A 22587-nucleotide genomic window follows, 5' to 3' on the forward strand; every position below is an offset into this window, starting at 1 on the left:
GCAAGTAAAATGCATAGTAAGCGATGTTAGCGGATTATGCGTGCCTTCATCAAGCTGAGCATTGTTTTTATTGCCGCTGCAAAGATCATTCTCTGTGGCGGCTTTTTTGTTGGATTTTAACCTTTTCCACTCGAAAAAGCAGCCACGCAGCGATTTGTAGCTATTTTATCCGATGCATAACATTATTATTGTTACTTATTCGAGCGGGAACGGGGGAAGCGGGGACAAGCCCCGAACGTACAGATCGTGTTTATTGTTGCTTTTTTGAGCGAGAAGGGGAAGGGAGCGGCCGCGGGGCCGCATATATGTTTATTTTGCTGGATGGCGTCCTCTTCGCTCAGGGGTTCGGTGGTGGTGATGGGGGTGGTGGGCTTGAACACAAAGTGTTTTGAGATAAAGAAGTTGTAGATGAAGACGACGATGATGCCAATCGGGTTGGCAATGAATTCGTTGACATGGAGTCCGTAGACAAGTACCAGGCCAATGGCGAATGTGAGGAGCAATGCTGAAAGGCTGGTCACCTGTGCTCGTGCCGCGCGCCGAACCCAGTGCCATCCATGGAGTTGTTGCTCGCTATAAGTGAAAATTTGATTGAGCAGGAAATTGATGGTTGTGCTTACCTCAAATGAGCAGGCGGAGGCCAGTGCGTAGTTTAGATCAACTGTCCAGTGGTAGCCGATGAAGGAAGGATGGACGGTGAGCTGGAAATTATTCAGGAGAAGTTTAAAAATGTAGAGCGCCAGGACGTTGATGGGGATACCAATGCCGCCCACCAATCCGTAGCGGATGATACGCAATTTGAATAGTCTTTTTATAAGCGTAGTCATATACCAATATATTCCTTAACTACAATTTAGACGAGATATGCGTCCATCCTATCATGTCAGTATGTTTCTCGCAAGGAATATCACCATTTTGTCTATGTTATATAACCGATGGAGCTATTTGGGGCAGTGGATGCATTTTCAAGTATTATTTATCCAGGGGGATCGGAGCTGTTACGCGGGCTATAAAAGTGGGAGAGGAATGGCTACGATTATTGTAGAAGTAGATGCTGCAATTTATGGATGCATTTGATAACTTCAGCTCTATTCTTCGCGCTTTTCATCCATTTGGGGAGCCGGGTCGCCAGCGTTCGTTCATAAGTACTTGTATAGGTATAGCGTTGATTTTTGATCGTGGAGCGTTCTCTTAATTCGGCCTGGACATATTGTTCAAGGTACTGCAGATGTTCGAGATTGTGGGCCCATAGTATATGTCCACAACACGGCATTTGTAAGTAGAGAGGGAGGCGAAAATACCAATCGCATGGACCTCCCACCCACATTCGAAGACACTTACCTTTTTCTTTAACCGCACCGCAGCGTGGGCAGAGAAACTTTACACGTTCAGGAAAGTATGGATTGACAAATTCTCTTGTGGTATCTAGCTCTGGTATGACGCGTGCGCAGCCCTGGCAACGCGGACATTGCACGAGAAACAAGGAAGCAAAATCAGTGAGGTGGATGTTGGGGTCGATCAAGAAACGCTGCTTTTTTATACTCATCTCTCTCGCTTCCTGCTTTATGGGTCCAGCTAGTTTTAACCTACTTATTTTACCTCATGCTGGTAAAGCGTGACAAGAGAAAAATGTATGCTGGTCCTAATTGCCGGATTGTACGGTTGAGATGGAGCCGTCGAGCGTGTTTTCGAGCAGTTTGAAGTCGTCCACGTTTTTGCATCATGGGCGGAGAGGCCGCGTGGTGGAGCGGGATTGGCATAGTGCACATAGTGGAGCGTGCCCAGTTTTTGTGTGATCATATTGGTGTCCGGCCGATCGCAGGCTGAGTTTACTGGCTGGAAGCAGCGATATGAACCATTAAGGGGGAGCGTGGTGTCTGTTTTAAAGCCAATGGCAGGGCCGATCGTCAATTTATTATAGGTTGCTGGATAGGGTAAGACTTTGACCAGCATCCATTGCCTGCGTGTCCCAGGCTCTCTATGGCAGCCTGAGCTATAGTTGATGCCTGGCAGACATAAATTATTTCACGCTGGGGCGAAGTGTCTGGCCAGGTTGTAATCAGGCCAAAGGTGACCCACCTGGATGTGATATATACATCCTGGATAGCGGTACCATTTTGAACATGGTAGTAGGGGTCCAGGCCGTTTTTGTAGATAAGCGCTACCGGTTGCCCCGCCCGAACCAGCGGGGTGGCCGGGGCAACATTCGCGTGCAGCATATGACTAAAGCCTGCATATGCTACCGTTATTAAAACCACTACCAAAAGGCAGCATATTTTTAGCCATAGTGGGCGTACCTTCACCTTCATACTGTCAATGCCTCCATAGGTATAAGCTGTCTTTGCGGGCGTGCGCTGGCGCGCCCGAGCTTTTTTTCTATGTGGTGCAAAAATTGCGCACGGCGCAATTTTTGCACCACATAGAAAATACTTGTTGGATGCCTTTAGCGCGCAAAAATGGTTCTGTATCACATAGAAAATACTTGTTGGATGCCTTTAGCGCGCAAAAATGGTTCTGTATCACATAGAAAATACTTGTTGATAGAATTTTGCATGCAAAATCAGGTGTGAAGATCACAGATATCATAAAAATCAGGTACACTCTGATATATTTTGAAACTATAGTATGCAAGAAGTATATGGCTTCTTATGATAGTATAAAAAGATACATAACATACAGAATTAAATATTGTTATCTGATTACAAATGTTTCAATTATTATTTTGCAAAGCGAGCTCAAAGCAGAATGGATTGTTTTTTTGATCAGTAGCGAGAAAAGCGTATTGTATAGGTTCGGGCTTGTCCCCGATTTGCCGCCCCGGTAGGGCGGCCCGGTCTCTTCACCACGCGTTTGCTTGTCTCTGACACCTCGGCCCACGCGGTGCTCAAACACGGACGATGCTTTTGGGCACCGCGTGGAGGAAGAGGCGATGCCACGGGATGCCTGTGAGCTGGATACGGGGCCGCCGGGGCGGCAAGCGAGGCAAGCCTCGCACCTACACAATACGCTTTTCTTGCTGCATTTTCGAGGGGGGAGGGAGCGATCAATAGATAAGGGATTAAATGAATGCTTGATTTATGTTGCTCAATTTAATGGATGCTGGTATGCTTGTGGTATTAAGGGAAGGAGACTGAAAGTATGGATCTGACAGACAAAGTGGCCCTGGTGACCGGGGGCGGCACCGGGATCGGGCGGGCGACCTCTATTGAGTTGGCGCGGCGCGGCGCGAGCGTAATCGTAAACTATTCGCGCTCACAGGTCGAGGCGGACGAAACGGTGCAGGCGATCAAAGACGCCGGTGGACGCGCCATCGCCATCCAGGCCGATGTGGTCCAGGACAGCGAGGTACGAAGTATGGTTGAACAGGTCGTGCAGCACTTTGGGACCATCGACCTGCTTGTCAATAATGCCAGCATCACCCGGCACATTCCCATGGACGATCTGGAGTCCGCCACTGATGAGGTGTGGGACGAGCTGTATGGTGTTAACGTCAAAGGCATGTTTTACTGCGCGCGGGCGGTGGCGCCACTGATGAAGCAGAATAAGCAGGGGGCCATCGTCAACGTTGGCAGTATCGCGGGACTGGCCGGGGCCGGCTCCTCGCTCCCATATGCCGTCTCCAAAGCAGCCGTGCATGGCCTGACCAAGTCGCTGGCCCGCGCGCTGGCACCCGAGATCAGGGTCAATAGCGTGGCACCGGGAGCCGTCGCCACCCGCTGGTGGGCCGGTCGCGAAGAGCAAATGAATCGCCTGAGCAGCAACCTGCTGTTGCAACGCATCTCGACCCCCGAAGATATCGCGCGCATGATCTGTGCCGCCCTCGAACAGGAATCGATGACCGGGCAGATCATCACCGTCGACAGCGGCCAGACCCTATAGAGAAGTAGCACAAAGCGCTAGATTTCCAGGATGATTCGTCCTTTGAGCTGGCCCTGTTCGAGCAGGCTGTGGGCCTGTTGAGCCTGGCTGAGTGGGAGGACGCGACCAATTTCTGGAAGCTGGAGTTCTCCCTGTTCGAGCAGGTCGGTGACCTGGCGCAGGAACTGGCTTTCATCGTTGGCGTTCTGGTTCATGACGGCACGGACCCCGTAGCGGGCGGCGCTGGCGGGATCGGGCAAGGGTGGAACAAGGGTGACCAGCACGCCACCACGCCGCAGCAGCGGCCAGGAACGCTCCCGGGTCTCGCCACCGATCGTGTCGAGCACGACATCCAGGTTAGCAAGCTGCTCATCAAAGCGTTGGGCCTGGTAGTCGATAACTTCGTCAGCTCCCAGACTGCGCACATAGTCGAGCCGGGCTGTAGAGGCGGTCGCGACCACATGGGCGCCCGCGCGCCTGGCCAGCTGGATCGCAAAGCCACCGACGGTACCCGAGCCACCATGGATAAGGATGCTCTGGCCTGCCTGCAGGTTAGCCATCTTGAAGAGCGCGTTGTGCGCCGTACCGACCCCGACCGGGATCGCGGCCGCCTGTACAAAGGTGAGATTGGCGGGTTTAGGTTGGAAGAAACTGGCCGGCGCAACCACATACTCAGCGTAGCCACGGCGCACAAATGGCGAGTCCGTGCCATAAACAGCTTCCCCGATGCGCCGCGCATCCACGCCACGTCCCACCGCCTCGATCACACCGGAGAGGCCAAAGCCCAGAATATCTTCAGGCCACGCCGGGTGGATAGTTTTTACCGCTCCCGAGCGCATCTTCAGGTCCAGCGGATTGATCTCAGCCGCATGGACGCGCAGCAAGACCTGGCCGGGTCCTGGGACTGGTCTGGGAGTCTCCTGGTAGGTAAGCACCTCGGGACCGCCATAGCCGTGCATGACGACCGCTTTCATCATCGTTGGTGGCGGAGTGGGTGGTCCCTGGAATGACTCCACGATGCGATAGAGGCCGAGGTAGCTATGCACCGGCGGACGGCCAGAGCCTGTCGGGGGCGGACCACCAGCCGCGGCACGGGCCTGGCGTGGAAAGTTCTGCTCGAAGCCAGCCAACGTATTTGCATACTGTGTAACATTTTGCCACTCAGCGCGATTAAAGGCCGCGATACGCACATCCCGTTGGAGGCGGCGATGCAGGAAAGCGGAATAGAAGCCAGCTTGCTGCGCTTGATACGCGCCGCGTCCCGGCCAGCCGAGCACAAAGCCCTGCTCAACCGCCGGCGGACCATCGATCTCAAAGCAATTATAGAGCAACGTTTGCGGCTCGCCGCTCAGCTCAGGTTTAACGAACGGATGCACAATATTGAACAGGCCCTCGACCAGTTCATAGTGGTCAGTGATAGCTGTGGGCAGAGCTGGCAACGCCGCCGGGTCCTGGTCTGGTCGCAGAATGGCATAGTCGATGAAAGCGAAAGGGTTAGGGTTCTGCGCCTCATCGCTCACCTGAGCATTCCACGCCGGAACCTGCTGACACAGCTCGCGATAGATAAGTCCCGCAGGCTGCTGGACCTGTGCCACCGTAGATTGCCACGCTGAAATGAACTGTTCAGCCGCCACACCTGGTCTGGGCTGATAACCAACAAAACGAATCAGGGTATTGGCCTGAGCCAACTGACTTGCGCGCATCATGATATTCCTTTGTTTAGAGCTAGTTCCAGATACCGACAATTTGTCGACTGTAGCGTTGTTCCCGGGCCTCTCTGGTCAGAAAATCGGCCACATCTTCCGGCGAGATCAGCTTGAAGCCGCCGGGGAAGCAGCCTGGCACCACCTTATAGCTGGCAGTATGACGACCATCACGGATATAAGGACAACCGGCCAGCACCCAATCCATGTCCGCTGTTTCCTTGACCAGCGCGAAGGCGTTGTCATGATCATGGACCGCGTGGCGGATCGGTGAGCGGCGCAACAGCGCGGCCGTGATAGAGCCGCCCAGGCCGCAGGCCGGCATCTCCGCCACGCCAGTAATACCCAGGTAGCGCGGGATCTGAAGCTGTCGTACAGCCGCCAGCGCGGCCTTCACACTATCAGTGACTACCGTAGACGGCTTAAAGACATCGCCACCAACCACATTGATCAAAACATCGAACGACTGCTGTTGGAGCTGATCAATAAAAGCCTGAGGGTGCTGGATATCGCCCTCGACCACCGTCAGATTTGGAGACGACGTTTGGATTTTGGATCGCTGGCGCGCCAGGGCCGTCACATGTAGATCGGCTGCCAGCGCATACTCGATCACATGTGAACCAACGCGACCAGTCGCGCCCAGAAGAAGGATATGCATCCGCTTTGCTCCCGACTTCCATTAAGTATGTGTCTTACCGCCATCATGGGAAGCACGCCGCTCTTGAGCGGACGTGCGCTGGCGCGCCCGAGCTTTTTTTCTTGTGTGGTGCAAACAGTGCGCCCGGCGCACTGTTTGCACCACACAAGAAGCCTTTTTGAGCGCCAAAGGCGCTCAAACTCAGGCGTGAAGATAGTGGCGATCATAAGGATAAGACACATTCTAAGGGAAAAGAATACTTGAAACTATATTTCTGGCAGAAGAGATTGTCTGATTGCCGCTCCCCTGTTATAATAAATACTAACAGTCTAATGGTTAGACGTCAAGTATAAATTTAGACGGAGAGTATAGATTTGGCAAAATCGTTTCGTGAGCGGCAGCGCGAGCTACGTGAGGACGTGATACTGGACACGGCCTACCAATTGTTGTTGGAGCAGGGATACCAGAAAATGAATATGGACGAGCTGGCGGCGCAGGTGGGGGTAGCAAAAATGACTATTTACCAGCACTTCCCATCGAAGGAAGCGCTGGCCATCGGGGTAATTGTGCGTGGCATGAAAATCATTGAAGAAGAGCTCACGCCTGATTTTGTCTCGCCGGCGCCTGCGCTAGAGCGGCTCACAGCCATCCTGACCAAAAGCCTGGAGCGCCGCTCAGCGATGCGGCGCATCAACGTCGAACTGCCCTCAATTGCCGTCACCCAGCATCCAGGCTACCTGGCCCAACGGGATCGCCTGGCGGCCCAGTGGTCGCAATTAATCGAGCAAGCCAAAGCCGAGGGCAGCGTCGACCGATCGCTCTCCACGGCGGTCCTGGTGCGCCTGCTCTTCAACGCCTTCCAGACCGACTTCGACGATCTGCTCAAAGCCGGTAGTATCAGCGCCGAAGAGCTGGCCCACACCCTGATCACCGTCGCCATCAAAGGCATGCACGCCTGAGATCCTCGGCCGCAAGGCCGCACGTACGTTGTTCTATTGTTGTTTAAGCCAGTCGCTGATGTCGTTGACGACCTCTTCAGTGACGTGTCCCGCGACAGAGTAGGCGGCGGGAGTAGCTTTGTGGCCGGGCTCGGATGGCATGAAGAGGTGGTAGAGGTCGGGATATTGCTTGAAGGTGACATTGGCGCGCTGGTTGAGTGCCTGTTGCCAGCCCTGGAAATCCTCCATTGTTGCCTGATAGTCGTTTTCAGCCTGCATAATCAAGAGTGGCTGTGGTAGCTGGCGGGCTACTTCCTCGGGATGGTAGCCGCGCAGATCGAGCCAGTAGGCGGCAGGGACGTTCAGAGGCAGCTCGCTGGCCGGCGTAGCTGGTGTTAGCTGCGGATCTTTGACCAGGGCGACCATCTTTTTTAGCGTGTCCAGTTGTGGCTGCTGCGTATCTGTATTGAGCGAGGTGATATAGCTCACCTGGTCCAGCAATACGTCTTCGAGGGGACGGGTTGTGCCGGCCATAATGATGGCTCCGTGGACGACGGAGGCGGTTGGCGCACTCAGGATGCGCGGCATCAGATAGCCGCCCAGGCTATGGCCGAGCACAAAGAGACGCTGCTCATCGATCTCAGGACGTTGGCGTAGCAGCTCAAGCGCCAGCAGGGCATCCTCAATAGTCTCCTGCTGCACCGTAAAGGTGGTGGCCAGAGAGGCTATTTTAGCGCCGTACACCTTAGTGCGCTTATCATAGCGCAGGACTGCGATGCCGCGCGAGGCGAGTCCCCAGGCCAGGTCGCGAAAAGGTTTGTTGGGTGGAATCGTCTCATCGCGATCACCGGGGCCCGAGCCATGGACCAGCACGACCGCCGGGAAAGGTCCGGTGCCGGTGGGTAAGGTCAGCGTACCGGGTAAGGCCCACTCACCGCTACCGATCTGTATGTCCTGTTCGCTGAACTGCTCGGGCGTGGCATAAGGCGGGGGCGCATATTGCATATTGGTCTGCTGCTCGATCGTGCCGACGGGCGTCAGTGTCAGGCTCACAATCTCAAGCTGAGTATTGAAGATCAGGTTAATATCGAACGGGGTCATGGCGAACGCGCAGGTCACCACCTCCACGGCGGCCTGGGGTGTCTGCACCATTTGCACGGACAGCTGTTGCTGGAATGTACCCAGCTGCTGCTCAAGCATCTGCCAGGTCGCTGCCATCTGGCCCGCAGGCATTAATGGTTTAATTGACGCGGCCAGCATATCCTCAACCTCGGAGAATTTTCCCTGGGCTAGCAACGCGACAACGTGTTGTGCCTGCTCATTAGGTGTCATTGCCATTGAAATATCACCTTTCTATATAGATAAACTTCATTGAATTTATGCTGCTTATCTTGTACTATAACACTTTATGGGGGAGATGTTAATAATTATTGTCTTTGCGGACGTGCGCTGGCGCGCCCGAGCAGTTATTTTATGCTGTGATGCGACGGACGCGCACAGCGCGTCCGTCGCATCACAGCATAAAATAATGTTGAGCATTGTAGGTGTGAAAGAGAATGCGCTGCACTACAGCATAAAATAATGTTGAGAACCGTAGATGTGAAAGAAAATGTGCTGCACTACAGCATAAAATAATGTTGAGCATTGTGGGTGTGAACGTACATGGACAGAGTACGAGAAATATATGGGAAGCAAGTGCGTTGCATCACAGCATAAAATAATGTTAATTATTGTTTGGATGCACATGCTGGTAGTCTGAGAAGGTGAAATGCATGAATATATTTACGCAACATCCTTATCGTTGCCGATTGGATTGGGGGCGACCAGGGACACAGCAGGCCGCCGAGAGAGGCGATATCCTTATTATTGTTGACACCCTTTCTTTTTCTACTGCTGTTGCGACTGCCGTGCATCATGGTGGCATCATCCATCCCTGTGCTATGAGTGATGATCCAGTCAGGCTTGCACAAAGCATAGGTGGAGAAGTGGCTGTGAATCGCCGAGAGGTGCCTGAAAAGGGTCGCTTTTCCTCTCGCCTGCGACCTTCGAGCAGCTTGTACCAGGCACGCGAATAGTGCTTGCTTCGCCCAATGGGGCGACATGTAGCCAGTATGGCCGGCAGGTCCCTTTTTTGTTTGTTGGCACCCTTATCAACGCTGAAGCGGTGGCGGCAGTTGTAGCCGCTTTGTTGGCGACTCGTAGCGATCTAGCGGTCACGATAATCGCCTGTGGCGAACGATGGAATGTCCCCTCCATATCTCCTAAAGGCGAGGAGATGCGGGTAGCCATCGAAGATTATTTAGGCGCCGGGGCGCTCCTCTCTTATTTGCCCTATGCAAAGTCGCCCGAGGCCGTGGTTTGTGAAGGCGCGTTCAGGCAGGCAAAGGATCAGCTTGCGGCGTTGCTCTGGGAATGTGGTAGTGGCCGTGAACTACGGGCCAGGGGGTTTGAGCAGGATGTTGTGCACGCATCCCAATTGAATCGTTATCAGACCGTGCCTGCTATGCGAGATGGTGCGATATGCGCGTGGAGCCGGGCTGATGGTTGAGATGGGCTTTTTCGGGCGGCGAGGTAGGAAGCGGAGGCAAGCCCCGCACGTACAGATCGTTATTATTGTTTCGTTCGCTTTATTGTTTTATTCCTATAAATAAGATATATTGGTCATGGCATATGCCAAGTAGTTATAGTATATTTACACATTCGAAATGCGCTACGCTTTTCAGGTTTATTCTGCATTATTTATCATGGCTTAAAGGTAAGACGATGCAGGAAGAAAGGATGCTTTGGCGATGGTTTTTTCTGGTGCTCTCTTTGAATCCCCTTATTTCCAGATTGAGCGCGTGGCTGATGGTGTGTATGCGGCGATTGTGCGGGGAGGGAAAGGGGCGTGGGGCAATGCGGGCATCGTTGATCTGGGTGGTGTGACGTTGCTCTTTGATACTTTTTTCACGCCGCGTGCAGCACAAAGCTTGCGCGAGGCGGCCGAGGCGCTGACGGGCAGGCCTCCCACCTATGTGATCAATAGCCACTTCCACGCTGATCATGTCTTTGGCAATCAGGTCTTCGATGACGCGACCATTGTGGCCACTAACAGGACATATGAGCTCATGAGCGTAGAACTTCCCGCTACGCTTGAAGAGGCGCGTGCCGACCCTGCATCGTTAAACGTTGCGCTCGAAGGTATTCACGATCCTCGTGTGCGTAGAGATCGTGAGACGCTGGCTGGAGATTACCAGGCGCTGGAAGCCGAGCTCGCGGCCATTCAGGTGCGGCTGCCAGATATTACCTTTGAGCAGAGCATGGTCTTCCATGGCACAAAATGTGCGGCGCAGCTCATCACATTTGGAGGAGGCCATACTCCAAGCGATGTCATTCTCTATCTGCCCGCTCTCGCCACTGCCTTTACCGCCGACATCGTCCAGGTTGATTTTCATCCTTCTATGAACACCGGGAACCTGGAGGAGTGGCTGAGGATGCTTGATCAGGTGGAGGCGCTCCAGCTGGAACATGTGATTCCTGGCCATGGCAACGTCGGGACCGGGGAGCACGTCAAGATCATGCGTCAATATCTGCTCGATCTGCGCCAACTGGTTGAGCAAGCCAGGCAGGATAGCACAACTTCCGATTATCTCAGTACCATCAAAGAGCCAGAGAAGTACACAACATGGTCTGCCTCAGGAGTTTTTGCGCAGAATCTGCGCAATGTGGATCGATGGTACCACCAATAACAACGATCTGTGCCTGCGAGGTAAGCCTCGCAGCCATAGATCGTTGTTATTGGTGCATTTGATGGCTGGCTTTGTTATTTGTTTTAATCAAATTTGGGAAGCGTCAAGCAAGCAGCGGATGTGCTGCGCATGGTCCTGGTAGTGTTCGTAAGAATTGTCCGCGATCACGGCGATGAGCGAGGCACCGGGCCAGAATTTTGTCCAGTCAAAGCGCTGTGAGGCGTTTAAATCTTCCTCTGAGAGCGTTTGGGTGAGCAGGTTTACCTGCTGGAGAAGTTGCTGGTGAGTATGGTGAAAGAGCTCCTGCACCTCCGCCAGGGAGCGATCGCGGTTCTCACGATAAATGCGCTCATTCGAATTATCGTCGGTCCGTTCGGCTGGCTGAGGTGTGATACCGTGCGAGAATTCATCGAGCCAGCGAGCACAAAGCTGTTCCCAAACGGCGATATGGGCCATGATGTCTTTGATGGACCATTCTCCGGCGCCTGTTGTCGTACACAATTGCGCCTCACTTAAGGGAGCCACGAGCGACTCAAAACGTGCATGCTCGGTCTGGATGGTGTTCAGCAAGGTTGCTTTATCCATGTTTTCCTCCACTATTTTTGCATAACGTGTAGTACCTATAAGACGCTCCTACAGAGGGCCAGGCCACGCTTTCAGGCCATTGGCTTGAAAAAACATATGCGCCGCTTCGACGCTTCAAGGAGCCATGGCATCAATGTGTCAGCTTGCATTGCTATATTACGGCTATCCAGGCCGCGTATGGGCTTGTGGAATCTGAGCGTGTCGATGGCTGGCGAGGTTGGCTGTGCTCCTTATAAATAAAATAAATAAAATAAACAAAGCTAACTGCCTGTTATATGGTATCTTTAAAAGTGTATATAAATAGAAATGAGATAAAAAATTGATGTAATGAAGATTATTAATAGGATGGAGATAAGAGAGAGCATGGCACAACTTCTGACATGGAAGCAGGATTCAGTCGCCAATTGGAGCGGGACAGAGCGGTCCCCTTGCTATGTTTGCAAGGCGCGCGATAGCGCAGAAATTGTGCAAGCGCTCGCGATTGCACGTGAGCGGGGTCTCTCTGTGATCGCGCATGGCGGGGCATAGCTATACAGATGCAGCCTTAAATACCAGTGGGTTGCTCCTCGACACAACAGGCATGCGGCGCATCATTGCCTGGGACCCCGAGCAGGGGATCATGCAGGTTGAGCCAGGGGTGACGTTGCGCGACGTGGTCCGTATCTCGCTGCCGGATCGATGGTGGCCAGCGGTGACCCCATCCACCGCTGACGCGACTATTGGCGGCTGTGTGGCTATGAATGTGAATGGGAAAAACGCCTGGAAAACGGGCTCCTTTGGTGAACACCTGCTGTCCCTTACGGTCCTACTGGCCGGCGGTCAGCTGCTCACCCTTTCACCCGAGCAAGAGCCTGAGCTGTTCCGGGCTTTTGTGGGCAGCGCTGGCCTACTAGGGATTATCATCTCTATTACGTTTCAGCTCCAACGTATCCCTTCGGGGTATGTCGATGTACATGTCCAGCCAGCCTCTTCATTGGGCGAGCTCTTGAGGATATTGGAGGAAGAGCAGTCAGCTGATTACCTGGAAGCCTGGGTGGATGGCTTTGCTGGCGGGCGCTGGCTGGGCCGAGGGATCGTCACCGCTACAACATATAGTCATGTATACGAGGATGCTGGCCTGTGGCCTGCGACGGCAGGTATGGCAGGACAACTTAAAGCGAGCTGTGCCCGCCAGGCTGGCATCCTATGTCGACCGGTGGTGAAGAGCGGCGTGCGGCTCGCAAACGATGTGATGTATTGGGAAGTAGATGGTGGGAACGCAAGTTTATTCGACAAAGATCGCTGGTGCGCTCAACCTATTATTCAGAGGCCGTATTTACCAGTTATCGAGCTCTGCTGCCCGTGGGAGCGAAACATTTCAGGTCTTCGTTTCCTATCAGCGAGCGCAGCCGCTGTTCAAAGAAATCATACGCCGCTCGCAGGAGCAGCATTTCATCCCACTCTGGTGCATCATCAAGCGACATCGCCAGGACCCCTTCCTGCTTAGCTACCAGGTGGATGGCTTCTCATTGGAGCTCAATTATCAGATTATCCCCCGTACCGTGCATAAGTTACGCGAGCTGCTACTTGAGCTGATGGAACTGGTGATCGCGGCCGGGGGAAGATTCTATCTCGCAAAAGACTCTCTGCTCACCAATAGCCTCTATCGGCGCAGCATTGGAGATGCAGCCGTGGAAGCATTTCTGCAGCTCAAGCAGATCTATGATCCCGATATGTTGTTCCAATCGAATCTATTTCGGCGCGTATTACAGGTATCTGGCAGCGAGATAGGTCGTGGCTTAGCGCAGATCGAGCTATGATGCTTGTGCCGTACTTTGCTGCAATGAGTTCGTTTAAAGGGAAAGATGTATTATATATATGGAGAGAACAGAACAAACGGCGCGGAAAACCTGGCGCGCTATCGCTCCTGGCCTCGGGACCGCAAGCTTGCTGGCGCTCCCGTTCGCATTGGAGATGCGGCTGAAGCGGCCAACGCAACCTCTGACAGATGTATGGCAGCGGTTGCCGATTGAGGCCCGCCGTACCACGCTACTGGGGATAAGCTTTCGCCCACCCCAGGTTGCCGCGCTTGGATTAGACATGCGCGACAGCCTGCGCACACTGCTCGACTACCCCTTTCAACTCATTCGCTTAGGGGCCTACTGGAAGCACATAGAACCTGAGCCAGGCGTATTCTCTCCCGATGAGTTGGATTGGCAGATCGCTGCCGCCGAACAGGCAGGCAAGCAGATCATCCTGTGTGTTGGCCCGCTCAAAACCTTTAGCTATCCAGAGTTCTTTGTGCCAGCGCATCACCTGAAGCAGCCCTTGCCGGAGCATACCCTGATCCAGCCCTCCGCCTATCCCGCGCTGTTGGAGGCCGCGACTACATTCATCACCCGTCTGGTGGAGCGATATAAGCAGCGCAAAAGCATCGTCGCCTGGCAAATCGAGCACGAAGCCGTTGATCCACTCGGAGTAGAACACAGCTGGCGTTTGGCGCAGGCCTTTGTCGAAAAAGAGATCGAAGTCGTCAGAAAGGCCGATCCCGACAGGCCAGTGCTGCTGAACGGCTTCCTGCCAACCTCTTTGCCGGTGCGGCTCTCGCAATGGTGGCGCACGCGTGATCAGGGCGACTCCCTCGCAGTAGCGCAGCGGCTGGCGGATATCGTCGGGATCGACTACTACCCGCGCCACGCCTTGCTGAAGATGGGGAACAGAACATTGTATCTGGATGGAAGCCAGAGCCTCTGGCTGCAAGGTAAGCGCAAGCAAGTATTCACGGCCACCCACACGCGGCGGCAAAAACTGATGGTTACTGAAGGGCAGGCCGAGCCCTGGGAGAGCGTAACGACGCCGCCCAATCCATCCAGCCAGGGCATGTACAGCTGTTTACCGGAACAGGTCATCATCAACTACAACACCTGCATGCGCTGGTCCCAGCCAGAAAATCCGCTATATGCATATCTCTTCTGGGGAGCGGAATACTGGCTGCTGCGCAAGCAAAGCGCTGATGCGAGCTACCTGCAGGCGTTTGCGCGCATCCTTGAACGGGCCTGAGCCGGTCAGGTCACGGGGCCATGCGGATCAGGGCCGCGCGCAGGGTGTGGAGCAGGCCCGAGTAATCGCAGGCAGCGAAGTTGCTGGTATCGAGCTCGATAAGCTGACCCCCCAGGTCCAGTGGCTCACAACGTCCAGTTGTGAAGAGATCGTAGTTCTGGGCGGCGAACTCCAGATCGCGATGGCAGTCATGGCGCTCGCTGGTTCCGGCCCGCTGCAAGAAGCGCTGGCGGATAACTTCCCCGTCCGCATAGCAGGAGATCTGGAGTGGCTCGAAGTCGTGCGCCTGCCGCAGCTGTCGGAATTCGGCGCTAGCAAGAGCGGGGCGCGTCATACTGGCCTCCACAATTAGATCCTGTCCCGTGGCCAGGATCTGGCCCGCGCAGTAGTGCAGCAGCCGAAAACCGGCGTGTCCGAGCGTGGTCGGACGACCAGTGGTCGGGCAATCCAGGGCATCAAAGAGCGTCTCAATGATTTCATCGCGGCACAGGACCGGTAAAGTAAGATCGTGGCCCAGGCGTTTCGCCAGCGTCGTTTTGCCCACACCCGGCAGGCCATTGATAATAATCAGCAATGGTTTCCGCATCCTCTTGTTCCCTTACTATTTTATTTTTGGCGATATGTTGTGCACAATTAATTGTGGGTTTAGATAATTGCCCGCAACAGGCAGGTGTTTTCAGAAGGATATTAGAGATCCCGTACGTGCCATTCGGAGGCGATGGTGTAACCCAGCTCGATGAGCATGGAGCGTTTGGGTTGATCCAGGTGGCCGCAGACCACAACGCTCTGGGCCGCTCCATGTTCTTTGGCCAGCCTGAGTACTTCATTAAGTAGTTCCCGGCCCACGTTTTCCCAAAGATTTTCCTCAGCGACGCAGAAGTCATCGACCCGGCAGGTCGGGCCGCCGGGATTGTAGACAGGTGGGGCGGCGACGAAATCGGCGACGATAAAGCCATCGACCTGGTTGGCATCCTCGTGCACCAGCATGAGCACATCCTTACGCTGGAGCAGGCTGGTCAGAAACGGGATCTGCTTTGCGCGCGCATCGTCTGCCTTACGCCAGAAGGTGGGTTGGTAGCGCTGATACTGCAAGCGTCGCTGCTCGGCTAGCTCGACAATAGTGGCGATATCCCTGTCCTTGGCGCTTCTTATAGACATGGACCTATTTCACCTTTCGTCTTTTTTTATAGTCATATGTAGTTTTAAGTCAAAAGCAGCGGCGCGGTAGTTGATGATAATGGGAGGCCAAGGAAATGGCTATAGCGGTTGGCGGCCGTGACGGCTTCTTCATGGAGGTTGTCGGCTGGTATGAAGGGTTGGAGTTGCAGGCTGATGATGTTTTTCTTGAGCGTGCGCCTCCAGGAGCCGGTGATCTGGCCCGCGGTGACTATTGTGGGCAGGAAGATGCCGTTGTTGCCGGGGACGATTTTCATGGCATGTTCGACGGCGAGAACGGCGCTACGATCTTTGTAGCCAAGCAAGTATTCATCAAAGCCTGGCAGGAGGTGCAGGCTGGATGTAGTGTACTCCTGTGGGGCCGGGGCATCTGCGGTAATCCAGTACACCTGGCCATTGATCTTTTCCATCTGGAGCTTTGATTTGATCGCATCAAAGCCAGCTCGGGCTTCAGTGAGCGTTAGCCCGGTCCACCAGGCGAAGTCTTGAATGGTCGCCGGTCCATGGCTTGAGATATAGCGCAAGGCGAACTCACTCAGGGCCTCCGCGCGGGATAGCTCGCGGGGGTGGAGCACCCATTCATCCAGGAGCACGAATGTTTGCTGCTTGTTCTCCATCGGGCCAGGGCAGATCAGGCCTGACTGGATAGGTACCATAGCAGGTGATAGCCGCGCTGTCCTTTCGTGCTGATGCCTGAGTCTTCCAGCAGTTGCATCATGGCCGGACGTGTTAAGCGCTTGCCGCCTTGCAGGGCGTCGTAAAAAAGCTGCCTGGTGCGTTCGATGATACTGGCATCGAGTTCGAGCTGCTCCTGTCTGCGTTTGTCCCTGGTGAGCAAGCGCGTAGCTGAAAGCGCGAGCATCCATTTAGCATCTTCCGCCGGAACAAAGTGCAGTGTACCTCGCATCGGCCAGGTGCGCAGGATCTTTCTGTCAGCGATAGCCTGCTCGACGTCGGTGAGCGTTGCCGCTTGTGTGCGCAGGCCGATAGCCCACAATGCAGCCTGATAATCCTGGGCCTGTAGCGCGCCCATCCACCTCACCACCTCCGCCGGCTGCTTAAATCTCTCGCCATTAATACGCTGGTTGACCAACCGCTGCTGGGCAATATCCATGTTTTACTGTAATCCCCCAATCTCTGCATTTAGATCTTCAGTATATAACAAATAGATTTATTTTTCTTGTTGTTTGGGATTATTTGTATTAGAATAGTTGGTAATATGCGTGATCTGTGTTGGGTGTATTCTGGCGTATTTTTTGAGATTGGGGATTAGGAATAGGCATATGCTGACTTTATTTTATTCTCCGCATGCGAGAAGTGTAGATAATGAGATCGGGCGCGGGTCTGGTTTTGCTGATGTGGCGTTGTCGGTGGCGGGACGCAAGCTGGCCGTTGAGCTAGGCCAGCATTATGCAGGCCAGCAGTTGGATGCGGTGTTTAGCTCGGATCTGCAGCGGGCGGCGGTGACGGCGGCCATTGCGTTTGGGAAGCGTGGGTTGCCGATTGTGCTGGATGCGCGGTTACGCGAGTTTGACTATGGGACGATGACGCAGTTTCCAATTGCGCAGATTGATGAGGAGATTCCCCGGCGTATTACCGAGCCTTTTCCCGAGGGAGAGAGTGTCTTGATGGCGGTGGAGCGTGTGGGCGCCTTCTTGCGCGAGATTATACGCGAGTATGAGGGCAAGACGGTGGTGATCATCGGACATCGCGCAACCAAATATGGGCTGGCCTACTGGTGTAGCGACATTGCTTTAGAGACTATGGTAACGTCGCCCTGGGAGTGGCGCGACGTTCCAATCTGGCGCTACGAATTGCGGGCAGCGCAGCTGAACAGGCGCGTCATCGTCCACGCGCTCTGACGAAAATGCTTTCCTCATCGTTTAGCAGACAGAGGAAAGCTTGCTTTCGTGCAGACTATTCTGAGTAGAGGCAGCCGCTGAACCCGGCTGCCAAACACTTTTTGTTTTAAAGACGGAGTAGCGCTGCAGAGTCGGAACCGCTCTGAGCAAGAAATAGTTTAGAATAGGTTCAAAAGTCCATTGAGGAGCTATAAAATGACAAAAGTGAGTGGATTTGTTGAATGGTTGCCGGAACAACGTATCGTTGAACTGCAATGGCTGGATGAGATACGGCGCACCTTTGAGAGCTATGGATTTTGCTCGATTGAAACTCCCGCTGTGGAGGAGATCGAGGTCTTGCTGGCCAAAGGTGAAACGGACAAAGAGATCTATATTATCAAGCGGTTGCAAGGTGAGGGAGACAAGAGCGATGCGCGATTGGGGCTGCACTACGACCTCACCGTTCCCCTGGCACGCTATGTGGCGGAGCACTATAACGACCTGGTCTTCCCCTTCAAGCGCTACCAGATCCAACGTGTATGGCGCGGCGAACGGCCACAGGAGGGACGCTATCGCGAGTTTTACCAGTGCGATATCGACGTGATCAACAATAACACGATCCCGCTCCACTTCGACGCCGAAATGCCCGCCATCGTATATGAGATCTTCAAGCGGCTCGGCATCGAGAGCTTTCAGATGCACATCAATAATCGCAAAGTACTCGAAGGATACTTCAAGGGGCTGGGGATCGAGGACACTATTCCCGTTATCCGCATCGTCGACAAACTGGATAAAATCGGGCATGGCGGTGTTTTGACGCAATTGCAAGAGCAGGTTGGGATGGAGAGTGAGCTGGCGGAGCGCTGCCTGGCGATCGGCAGCATCTGCACGCCCGATCTCTCTTTTGTCGAACGTGTCCGAGCGCTGGGAGTGCAGTCTGAGCTGCTTGAGCAGGGATTGGATGAACTACAATTTGTGATGAATGAGCTACGCAACCTGCCGAGCGGCGTGATACTGGCGGACCTGGCGATTGCCCGTGGCTTCGATTATTATACCGGCACAGTTTACGAAGGCAAGCTAGCGGAGTTCCCGGCCTTAGGCACCATCTGCTCGGGTGGGCGCTACGAAGACCTGACCGGCTCATTTATCAGCCGCAAGCTGCCCGGCGTAGGCATCTCGATTGGCCTGACGCGCCTCTTTGCCAAACTGGTCGCCGAGAAGAAGATCCAGCCCGGACCAAAGAGCCCAACGCAGGTCCTGGTGATCTTCCCGGACGATGAGCGGCGCGCCGAAGCGGTCCAGACCGCCAGCATATTGCGTGAGCGTGGCCTCAACGTCGAACTGTATCCGACGCCGATCAAGCAGGCGCAGCAGCTGCGCTACGCCTCGCGTAAGGGCATACCCTATGCCTGGTTCTTACCCTATGCTGAAAAGGGACACGAAGTCAAAAATCTGCTGAGCGGCGAGCAGCAAGCGGCCGATCCCACCACCTGGCGGCCCTCCCCGGCGAGATAGATGGATAGGGAAGGAAGAAGCGCCCGCAAGGGCGCACGTACAATGAGGGCGTATTTTCTCCGCTTTTAGTGGTAGAGTAGGAACGGTAAGAAGCTCCCATGGCAGGGAGGCATGTGCCTTTGAGCAAGGAAGGATATGAAGAGCATGGATAAGGCTACGTTTGTGGAGACCCTGGTGGAGAAACGGCGGGTGTGGGAGGAGTTGCTGGCGCGCTTTGATGTCGAGGAGATGTTACTGGCGGGGCGGCCGGGACGTGGTCGGCGAAGGACGTGGTGGCGCATGTGGCGTGGAGCGAGCATGAGATGGTGCCGGTTTTGCAATCGCACATAATGGCGGGCTCGGAGCTATGGCAGGTATCGGAAGATGAGCGCAATGAGGTCGTGTACCTGCAAAATCGCGCTTGCGCGCTGCAGGAAGTAGTGGAGGACGAGCACGAGATCTATACGCAGTTCCTCCAGGCGGTCCGGGTCTGGATGAGGAAGATTTTACTGATCCCCGGCGCTTCAAATATATGCCCGCAGAGTGGGTGCCCTGGCAGGTCTTCGCGGCTGTTCATTCAAACACTACGAGGATCATACGCCCTCGCTACAGGAATGGCTGGTGCGTCGTGGAGATATTACTTCTCGTTAGGGTGCATCTCCTGCTCATTGAGGGAAGCCCCATACCACGGAACTGTTGATGGATAGCGTGAGCTGGTCATGGTGCAGGAAGGGGGCGAGCATTTGGCGTACCTCCTCATCGAAGGTCTCGGCCGCTTCCTTATCCATGCGATCCCGTGAGAAGCCGTTGCGCGAGTGGATGGAGTGGATGTATGCTTCTCCGGATTGAACGAATGGGATTGGCTGTGTGTTAAAGCTGCCCTGTGGCTGGAAGAGGTGGCGCTGCTCCAATTCCGCGATCAGGTCGTATGGGCGATATTCCCGATTGGTAGAGAAGCGATTGATGAGCGCCTGGAGGTCTTGATCCCAGGGATTGGGTTCAGTGCCGCGCCCCACAAGCGCCAGGAAGCCGTGCGGGGTCAATAGCTGGTGAAATAAGGGCAGGACGAGCTGCCATTCCATCCAGTGCAGGCTCTCGCCAGCAGTGATGAGGGCATAGGGAGGTTGTAATGGGGCCTGCTCCACGCGCCCGTAGATCCAATGCAGGTGAGGATGATTGCCACCGGGAAGCGCTTTTCCCTGGTTGAGCATAGCCTGAGAAAAATCGACGGCATCGACACGTTCCACCTGATCTGCCAGCCGACGAGCAAGGTCACCTGTGCCGCAGCCCGCATCGAGGATCGTGCGGGGCTCGTCTGTGATGAGCTCAATGAGCTTGTGAATGGCCTCATCGGCGTATGGAGGGCGATGGTGATAGACCTCGGCAACACTGCTATCCTTGAATTGTTCCGCGTATTGCAGGCCAAGATGAGCGGGTTTAGGCTTCATGTAACTATCCTCCCCTTTTCTTTCCAAATACGTGAGCGGGTGCCATGGGTTCTATTCAACTACGGATGGAAGCAACGAAAGTTGCTTCTGCCGGGCTTCTGCACACGTGCAACTCTGTGCCATTAAGCAGCGTGCCTTGTGCACAATACACCTCATTTAAGGCGAAGACGAGAGAAGAAAGCCCCAAAAACACGATCAGTACGTGCGGGGCTTGCCCCCGCTTTTAATCTTCTCGCTCGAAGAATTAGAAAAAAGATGATTTTGCAGCTATTTATTTGGATACATGACATTATTATTGTTGCTTTTCGGGTAGGAACGGATTAAGCGGGGGCAAGCCCCGCACGTACTGATCGTTATTCTTGTTGCATTCAATTGCTTGTCTGGTTGGTAAGTGATGTGCCTTGCGCATGCCAATCTGTTGGCGTACTATACATGCTTTTTTGTGTTCCGCAGCGAAACGTAGCGGACATAAGGCTCGAATCTATGGGAATCGGATCGCTCTTGCCGTTTCCCTCAGAATTATCCATTGACAGGGATTAATTCTGCAGTTACTATTGTAGTAGTAAAGATAAACCTTCGGTCGGTTTTTGAATGAAGGAGTGATGATGGTACGTACAGTCAATGAGCAGGAATATGCGTTCAGGCGTAATGCTATCCTCGATGCGGTCCAGCAGCTTATTTATAGCAAGGGCTATGAGCAGATGACGATCCAGGATATCGTGGAAGCGCTCAAGATTTCTAAGGGGGCCTTCTATCACTACTTTGATTCAAAGCAGGATGTGCTCGAAGCCTTGCTTGAGCGCATGCTGCAAGAGGCGGAGCAACTGTTCATCCCGATTGTGCAGGACCCTTCTTTGACCGCCATCGTCAAGCTGCAGCATTTTTTTGACGCCCTCAACAAGTATAAAACCGCGCAGAAGACGCTGCTGATTGAGCTATTACGGGTCTGGTACGCGGATGACAACATTATTGTCCGGCGAAAATCACACGCCGTGGGTGTCAAACGACTCACGCCTCTGTTTGCAGCGGTTATTCGGCAGGGGGTGCAGGAAGGTGTATTGACGACCCCTTATCCCGAGCAGATAAGTGAAGTCGTTCTATCCATTGCAGCGGAACTGGGGGAAACCCTGGGTCAAATGCTGCTGGCATTCGAGTCGGAGGGCGGCGATATGGTGCGCGTTGAACACACCATTGCCGCCTATACCGATGCACTGGAGCGAATACTGGGAGCATCAGCGGGTTCTTTGTCTCTGACCAATGCTGACACCCTCAGGGAATGGTTTGTCTCTCCGCAAGTCCAGGCCGAGAAACATTTCATAAAATAAAGAGACGTATTGGTCCTGTTTGAAATGGGAAAAGGTGATCTATCATGGTCAATCTCAAAGTGCTGTTTGCTGAATTCGTCTATCTTCTTTTGTTCTTCAGCCTGCCCCTATTCCTGGCGGCTGGTACCCTTGCCTGGCCCGCTGGCTGGACCTTTCTTATTCTCTTCTTTGGCTTCACCTTTGCCATCACGTACTGGTTGTTCAAGCACAACCCTGCCCTGCTGACAGAGCGCATGGCCATCAGTAAGTCCGACCAGAAGGTCTGGGACAAGATTGGAATGGCTGTCACGTATGTTGTCTTCCTGGCCTGGTTGGTTCTGATGCCACTGGATGCGGTACGTTTTCGCTGGTCGCAGGTGCCAACCTGGCTTCAGATAGTGGGTGCGGTTGTCCTGATTGGCTCTTTCTGGCTCTTCTACGCCACGTTTCGTGAGAACTCATTCTTATCGCCGATGGTGCGCATCCAGGAAGAGCGCGGGCAAACAGTAGTATCAACCGGGCCTTATCATTATGTACGCCATCCCATGTATGCCGCCGCCCTTCTCTATATGCTCAGTACAGCGCTCCTATTGGGATCATTGTTCGGTCTGTTGGGAGGATTGCTCTTGATCATCATGATAGCGATCCGGGCAGTGTTGGAGGAACGCACGCTACAGCAGGAACTGCAGGGCTATAGCGCCTACAAGACACAGGTGAAATATCGCCTCATCCCGTATGTCTGGTAATCCTGCTGAAAGATGACAGGGAGGGCGTAGAACATTATATTTACGCCCTCATCTATATATTTTGTGCACTAGAGAATGGCCAGGTGTATT

The 22587-nt window shown here is 54.0% G+C and carries 25 protein-coding genes and 1 pseudogene; 14 read left to right on the plus strand and 12 right to left on the minus strand.

Features of this window, described 5'->3' with window-relative positions; all coding sequences use genetic code 11:
* Window positions 1-191: 191 nt before the first annotated feature.
* The 4 genes from EL645_RS25000 to EL645_RS25015 form a co-directional block, all read right to left on the minus strand.
* Window positions 192-827: a GtrA family protein gene (locus tag EL645_RS25000; RefSeq protein WP_126553268.1), complete on the minus strand. Its 636-nt coding sequence runs from the start codon at window positions 825-827 to the stop codon at window positions 192-194.
* A gap of 209 nt (window positions 828-1036) precedes the next feature.
* The gene (locus EL645_RS25005; protein WP_218032003.1) at window positions 1037-1546 is read right to left on the minus strand and encodes a hypothetical protein; all 510 of its coding nucleotides are present in this window, start codon (window positions 1544-1546) and stop codon (window positions 1037-1039) included.
* A 44-nt stretch (window positions 1547-1590) separates the two neighbouring features.
* On the minus strand, window positions 1591-1953 hold the full coding sequence (locus EL645_RS25010) for a hypothetical protein (protein WP_126553270.1): 363 nt from the start codon (window positions 1951-1953) through the stop codon (window positions 1591-1593).
* Complete coding sequence (locus EL645_RS25015) at window positions 1908-2219, minus strand: hypothetical protein (RefSeq protein ID WP_161977671.1); 312 nt, start codon at window positions 2217-2219, stop codon at window positions 1908-1910. The genes EL645_RS25010 and EL645_RS25015 overlap by 46 nt, the downstream gene beginning before the upstream one ends.
* A 919-nt stretch (window positions 2220-3138) precedes the next feature.
* Here EL645_RS25015 and EL645_RS25020 point away from each other — a divergent pair.
* Window positions 3139-3879, plus strand: a complete 741-nt coding sequence (locus tag EL645_RS25020) for an SDR family NAD(P)-dependent oxidoreductase (RefSeq protein WP_126553274.1) — start codon at window positions 3139-3141, stop codon at window positions 3877-3879.
* A gap of 17 nt (window positions 3880-3896) precedes the next feature.
* Here the strand turns inward: EL645_RS25020 and EL645_RS25025 are convergent, their stop codons facing one another.
* Both EL645_RS25025 and EL645_RS25030 read right to left on the minus strand, forming a co-directional pair.
* Window positions 3897-5564, minus strand: coding sequence for an NADP-dependent oxidoreductase (locus tag EL645_RS25025; protein WP_126553276.1), 1668 nt, complete (start codon window positions 5562-5564; stop codon window positions 3897-3899).
* 19 nt (window positions 5565-5583) lie between these two features.
* Window positions 5584-6219 (minus strand): NAD(P)-dependent oxidoreductase, encoded by a 636-nt coding sequence (locus EL645_RS25030; RefSeq protein ID WP_126553278.1) that lies wholly within the window; start codon window positions 6217-6219, stop codon window positions 5584-5586.
* Between the two features lie 353 nt (window positions 6220-6572).
* Between EL645_RS25030 and EL645_RS25035 the strand changes: the two genes are divergently transcribed.
* The gene (locus EL645_RS25035) at window positions 6573-7157 is read left to right on the plus strand and encodes a TetR/AcrR family transcriptional regulator (RefSeq protein WP_161977672.1); all 585 of its coding nucleotides are present in this window, start codon (window positions 6573-6575) and stop codon (window positions 7155-7157) included.
* A gap of 33 nt (window positions 7158-7190) precedes the next feature.
* Here EL645_RS25035 and EL645_RS25040 read toward each other — a convergent pair whose 3' ends face one another.
* On the minus strand, window positions 7191-8474 hold the full coding sequence (locus EL645_RS25040) for an alpha/beta hydrolase (RefSeq protein WP_126553281.1): 1284 nt from the start codon (window positions 8472-8474) through the stop codon (window positions 7191-7193).
* 434 nt (window positions 8475-8908) lie between these two features.
* Here EL645_RS25040 and EL645_RS25045 point away from each other — a divergent pair, with 434 nt between their 5' ends.
* The 3 genes from EL645_RS25045 to EL645_RS25055 all read left to right on the plus strand — a co-directional run bounded on the left by EL645_RS25045 (window position 8909) and on the right by EL645_RS25055 (window position 10864).
* Window positions 8909-9211: a hypothetical protein gene (locus tag EL645_RS25045; protein ID WP_126553283.1), complete on the plus strand. Its 303-nt coding sequence runs from the start codon at window positions 8909-8911 to the stop codon at window positions 9209-9211.
* On the plus strand, window positions 9211-9684 hold the full coding sequence (locus EL645_RS25050) for a 2-phosphosulfolactate phosphatase (RefSeq protein ID WP_246035467.1): 474 nt from the start codon (window positions 9211-9213) through the stop codon (window positions 9682-9684). Before EL645_RS25045 ends, EL645_RS25050 begins: the two co-directional genes overlap by 1 nt.
* 241 nt (window positions 9685-9925) lie before the next feature.
* A complete protein-coding gene (locus EL645_RS25055; RefSeq protein WP_126553287.1) occupies window positions 9926-10864 on the plus strand; it encodes an MBL fold metallo-hydrolase in 939 nt (312 codons plus the stop codon).
* Between the two features lie 87 nt (window positions 10865-10951).
* Here EL645_RS25055 and EL645_RS25060 read toward each other — a convergent pair whose 3' ends face one another.
* A complete protein-coding gene (locus EL645_RS25060; RefSeq protein ID WP_126553289.1) occupies window positions 10952-11449 on the minus strand; it encodes a ClbS/DfsB family four-helix bundle protein in 498 nt (165 codons plus the stop codon).
* A 363-nt stretch (window positions 11450-11812) separates the two neighbouring features.
* On the opposite strand from EL645_RS25060, the gene EL645_RS39565 reads away from it, so the two are divergent.
* Genes EL645_RS39565 through EL645_RS25075 form a run of 4 tightly spaced genes read left to right on the plus strand, consistent with a single transcriptional unit; the run spans window position 11813 to window position 14488 of the window.
* Window positions 11813-11977 (plus strand): hypothetical protein, encoded by a 165-nt coding sequence (locus EL645_RS39565; protein ID WP_161977673.1) that lies wholly within the window; start codon window positions 11813-11815, stop codon window positions 11975-11977.
* On the plus strand, window positions 11964-12935 hold the full coding sequence (locus EL645_RS25065) for an FAD-binding oxidoreductase (protein ID WP_126553291.1): 972 nt from the start codon (window positions 11964-11966) through the stop codon (window positions 12933-12935). The genes EL645_RS39565 and EL645_RS25065 overlap by 14 nt, the downstream gene beginning before the upstream one ends.
* A 22-nt stretch (window positions 12936-12957) precedes the next feature.
* Complete coding sequence (locus tag EL645_RS25070) at window positions 12958-13248, plus strand: FAD-binding oxidoreductase (protein ID WP_126553293.1); 291 nt, start codon at window positions 12958-12960, stop codon at window positions 13246-13248.
* 58 nt (window positions 13249-13306) lie between these two features.
* Entirely contained in the window at window positions 13307-14488 is a 1182-nt protein-coding gene (locus EL645_RS25075) for a beta-galactosidase (protein WP_126553295.1), read from the plus strand.
* 10 nt (window positions 14489-14498) lie between these two features.
* Here EL645_RS25075 and EL645_RS25080 read toward each other — a convergent pair whose 3' ends face one another.
* From EL645_RS25080 to EL645_RS45730, 3 genes and pseudogenes are all read right to left on the minus strand, one after another.
* Window positions 14499-15074 (minus strand): P-loop nucleotide/nucleoside kinase family protein, encoded by a 576-nt coding sequence (locus EL645_RS25080; protein ID WP_126553297.1) that lies wholly within the window; start codon window positions 15072-15074, stop codon window positions 14499-14501.
* Between the two features lie 101 nt (window positions 15075-15175).
* Complete coding sequence (locus EL645_RS25085) at window positions 15176-15646, minus strand: GNAT family N-acetyltransferase (RefSeq protein WP_126553299.1); 471 nt, start codon at window positions 15644-15646, stop codon at window positions 15176-15178.
* 44 nt (window positions 15647-15690) lie between these two features.
* Window positions 15691-16778: pseudogene (locus EL645_RS45730) on the minus strand (winged helix DNA-binding domain-containing protein).
* A gap of 169 nt (window positions 16779-16947) precedes the next feature.
* Between EL645_RS45730 and EL645_RS25095 the strand changes: the two are divergent.
* The 3 genes from EL645_RS25095 to EL645_RS25105 all read left to right on the plus strand — a co-directional run bounded on the left by EL645_RS25095 (window position 16948) and on the right by EL645_RS25105 (window position 19350).
* A complete protein-coding gene (locus EL645_RS25095) occupies window positions 16948-17526 on the plus strand; it encodes a histidine phosphatase family protein (RefSeq protein WP_126553301.1) in 579 nt (192 codons plus the stop codon).
* Window positions 17527-17721: 195 nt separating this feature from the next.
* Window positions 17722-19020 (plus strand): histidine--tRNA ligase, encoded by a 1299-nt coding sequence (gene hisS, locus EL645_RS25100; RefSeq protein WP_126553303.1) that lies wholly within the window; start codon window positions 17722-17724, stop codon window positions 19018-19020.
* Between the two features lie 144 nt (window positions 19021-19164).
* Window positions 19165-19350, plus strand: a complete 186-nt coding sequence (locus EL645_RS25105; protein WP_126553305.1) for a hypothetical protein — start codon at window positions 19165-19167, stop codon at window positions 19348-19350.
* 314 nt (window positions 19351-19664) lie between these two features.
* Here the strand turns inward: EL645_RS25105 and EL645_RS25110 are convergent, their stop codons facing one another.
* Window positions 19665-20447 (minus strand): class I SAM-dependent methyltransferase, encoded by a 783-nt coding sequence (locus tag EL645_RS25110; protein ID WP_126553306.1) that lies wholly within the window; start codon window positions 20445-20447, stop codon window positions 19665-19667.
* A 602-nt stretch (window positions 20448-21049) separates the two neighbouring features.
* Between EL645_RS25110 and EL645_RS25115 the strand changes: the two genes are divergently transcribed.
* Window positions 21050-21772 (plus strand): TetR/AcrR family transcriptional regulator, encoded by a 723-nt coding sequence (locus tag EL645_RS25115; protein ID WP_246035468.1) that lies wholly within the window; start codon window positions 21050-21052, stop codon window positions 21770-21772.
* Window positions 21773-21816: 44 nt separating this feature from the next.
* Complete coding sequence (locus EL645_RS25120) at window positions 21817-22497, plus strand: methyltransferase family protein (RefSeq protein ID WP_126553308.1); 681 nt, start codon at window positions 21817-21819, stop codon at window positions 22495-22497.
* The last annotated feature ends 90 nt before the right edge of the window (window positions 22498-22587 follow it).

The organism is Dictyobacter kobayashii, assembly GCF_003967555.1.
Lineage (GTDB): Bacteria > Chloroflexota > Ktedonobacteria > Ktedonobacterales > Ktedonobacteraceae > Dictyobacter > Dictyobacter kobayashii.